This is a genomic window from Floridaenema aerugineum BLCC-F46, assembly GCF_041929345.1.
In the GTDB taxonomy this organism is placed as follows: domain Bacteria; phylum Cyanobacteriota; class Cyanobacteriia; order Cyanobacteriales; family Aerosakkonemataceae; genus Floridanema; species Floridanema aerugineum.
Map to the genome: position 1 here is coordinate 1 of NZ_JBHFNQ010000269.1, position 2,567 is coordinate 2,567.

At 45.4% G+C, this 2,567-nt stretch carries 3 protein-coding genes and 1 pseudogene; all 4 read left to right on the forward strand.

Annotation, left to right across the window (positions count from 1 at the left end; genetic code table 11):
* A pseudogene (locus ACE1CC_RS36040) lies at positions 1-141 on the forward strand (photosystem II D2 protein (photosystem q(a) protein)); the annotation flags it as partial.
* 136 nt (positions 142-277) lie between these two features.
* Positions 278-1,639 carry a photosystem II reaction center protein CP43 gene (psbC, locus tag ACE1CC_RS36045; RefSeq protein ID WP_413275249.1) on the forward strand — a complete coding sequence of 454 codons (1,362 nt, stop codon included), beginning with the start codon at positions 278-280 and terminating at the stop codon, positions 1,637-1,639.
* Between the two features lie 144 nt (positions 1,640-1,783).
* Positions 1,784-1,891 carry a type II toxin-antitoxin system HigB family toxin gene (locus ACE1CC_RS36050; RefSeq protein ID WP_413275250.1) on the forward strand — a complete coding sequence of 36 codons (108 nt, stop codon included), beginning with the start codon at positions 1,784-1,786 and terminating at the stop codon, positions 1,889-1,891.
* Positions 1,851-2,285, forward strand: coding sequence for a helix-turn-helix domain-containing protein (locus ACE1CC_RS36055; RefSeq protein ID WP_413275251.1), 435 nt, complete (start codon positions 1,851-1,853; stop codon positions 2,283-2,285). The genes ACE1CC_RS36050 and ACE1CC_RS36055 overlap by 41 nt, the downstream gene beginning before the upstream one ends.
* Positions 2,286-2,567: the final 282 nt, after the last annotated feature.

Below are 2,567 nucleotides of genomic sequence, written 5' to 3' on the forward strand. Positions count from 1 at the left end.
GAAGACCCAGAGTTTGAAACCTTCTACACCAAGAACATTCTCTTGAACGAAGGTCTGCGGGCTTGGATGGCTCCAGCTGACCAACCCCATGAGCGCTTTGTCTTCCCTGAAGAAGTTCTGCCTCGTGGTAATGCTCTGTAATAATGAGCTAAGCAGGGATGAATGGAAAATTAATCGCATATTTTTCCTTCATCCTTAAATTTCACCCTTAAATCCTAAAATCCTTAAAACCTTTTAATTTAGGTACTGCCCCGTGGAATCATCTTTTAACAGTGCAATGGTTGCGGGCAATCGTGACCAAGAATCGTCAGGTTTTGCCTGGTGGGCTGGTAACGCCCGTTTAATCAACCTCTCCGGTAAACTGCTGGGCGCTCACGTTGCCCACGCTGGTCTGATTGTCTTCTGGGCTGGAGCGATGTGTCTGTTTGAAGTCGCTCACTTTAACCCAGAAAAGCCGATGTACGAACAAGGCTTGATCCTGCTGCCTCACCTAGCTACTCAAGGCTGGGGTGTGGGCGCAGGTGGTGAAGTTATCGATACTTACCCCTACTTCGTAGTTGGTGTTCTGCACCTAATTTCCTCTGCTGTTTTAGGTCTGGGCGGTATCTATCACGCCGTTCGTGGGCCAGACACCCTCGAAGAATACTCTTCTTTCTTCGGGTATGACTGGAAAGATAAAAACAAGATGACCACCATCCTTGGTTTCCACTTAATTGTGCTCGGCTGTGGTGCCCTGCTGTTGGTGGCTAAGGCAGTAGCCTTCGGTGGTTTGTATGACACCTGGGCTCCTGGTGGTGGTGATGTGCGGGTAATTACTAACCCTACACTTAACCCTGCTGTCATCTTTGGTTACTTAACCAAATCTCCTTTCGGTGGCGATGGCTGGATTGTCAGCGTTGATAACTTGGAAGACGTTGTTGGCGGTCACATCTGGATCGGTTTGATCTGTATCGCTGGTGGTATTTGGCACGTTCTCACCAAGCCTTTCGGTTGGGCACGTCGCGCTTTCATCTGGTCTGGAGAAGCTTATCTCTCCTACAGCTTGGGCGCATTGTCCTTGATGGGCTTTGTGGCAGCTTGCTTCGTTTGGTTTAACAACACAGTTTATCCCAGCGAATTCTTCGGCCCAACTAACGCTGAATCTTCTCAAGCTCAAGCGTTCACCTTCTTAGTTCGTGACCAACGCTTAGGTGCTAACGTCGGTTCTGCACAAGGCCCAACTGGTCTTGGTAAATACCTGATGCGCTCTCCTACAGGTGAAATCATCTTTGGTGGTGAAACCATGCGCTTCTGGGATTTCCGTGGCCCTTGGTTGGAACCTTTACGCGGCCCCAACGGTCTTGACTTAGACAAGATCAAGAATGACGTTCAGCCTTGGCAAGTACGTCGTGCTGCTGAATACATGACTCACGCTCCTAACGGTTCTTTGAACTCTGTAGGTGGTCTGATCACTGAAATCAACGGCTTCAACTACGTAAACCCACGCGCTTGGCTGGCGACTTCTCACTTCGTATTGGCTTTCTTCTTCTTAGTTGGTCACTTGTGGCACGCAGGACGGGCTCGTGCTGCGGCTGCTGGCTTTGAAAAAGGTATCGATCGCGAAACCGAGCCAGTATTATTCATGGGCGATATCGACTAAGGAGTTAGATAAGTTTAAATTTCTCTCTCCTAAACAGTTCAAAGCTCCTGCCTTGAGGCAGGAGCCTTTTTTTATCCCCGTTCGTTGTAAGGACTTTAGTCCTGTATCTTTGATAAGGTTTTCATGCACGTTATCAGCAAAAAAATGATTGTTCTTGTAGATTACCAATACAAAGAAATTTACATTCGCCACGTCCTTACTCATGCAGAATATGACACAGACAACTGGAAAAACAATCCCTGGTACACCTAATCCCAGTGAATTCCTCTCTCTGATCGCTGCTTTTCCACCTCGTCCCATCACTTCGGAAGACGAATTAGACGCTACCCAAAAAGTAATTGATTCACTGATCGATCGCGGCACACTAACAGATGATGAACGTGACTATCTACACCTTTTAGGTTTATTAGTTTCCGAATACGAAGAAATTCATTATCCGATCGACGATATTTTTGGTGTAGCTTTACTAAAAGCTCTCATGGAAGATTTGAATCTCCAAGAAAAAGACTTAGTTCCTATTTTCCAAACCGAATCAAACGTTTCCGAAATTTTAAGCGGTAAGCAGGAATTAACTGTAAGTAATATTGAGCAACTAGCTGAATTTTTCCATGTTTCGCCAGCAGCTTTTTTGAGCAAAGGTAAATAAACCAAATAAAGTAAAATAAAGGCGGGGAAAATTCCCCCCCCCCAAAATTTTTTTTTATTTTTGGGGGGGGTGTTTTTGTCCCCCGCCCCATTGATAGATAACTATTTTCACTTTATTTATTTGCACCTACTTAAAATCTACGCCGAAGTTAACATTCCTGAATACGGGGTCGTTAACTTAAACGAATTACAATTAGTGGTCTTTCGTGACCCACAAAACGGGGAGTACAATTCAAAACAAATCTTGACAAGCAGAACAATTCAGCCCTTAGCCTTTTTTGAT

What these genes read in the sequence shown, in the direction of transcription:
- ACE1CC_RS36050 (WP_413275250.1), top strand. Translation starts at nt 1,784, where the DNA reads ATGATTGTTCTTGTAGATTACCAATACAAAGAAATTTACATTCGCCAC.
- ACE1CC_RS36055 (WP_413275251.1), top strand. Translation starts at nt 1,851, where the DNA reads ATGACACAGACAACTGGAAAAACAATCCCTGGTACACCTAATCCCAGT.
- psbC (WP_413275249.1), top strand. Translation starts at nt 278, where the DNA reads ATGGTTGCGGGCAATCGTGACCAAGAATCGTCAGGTTTTGCCTGGTGG.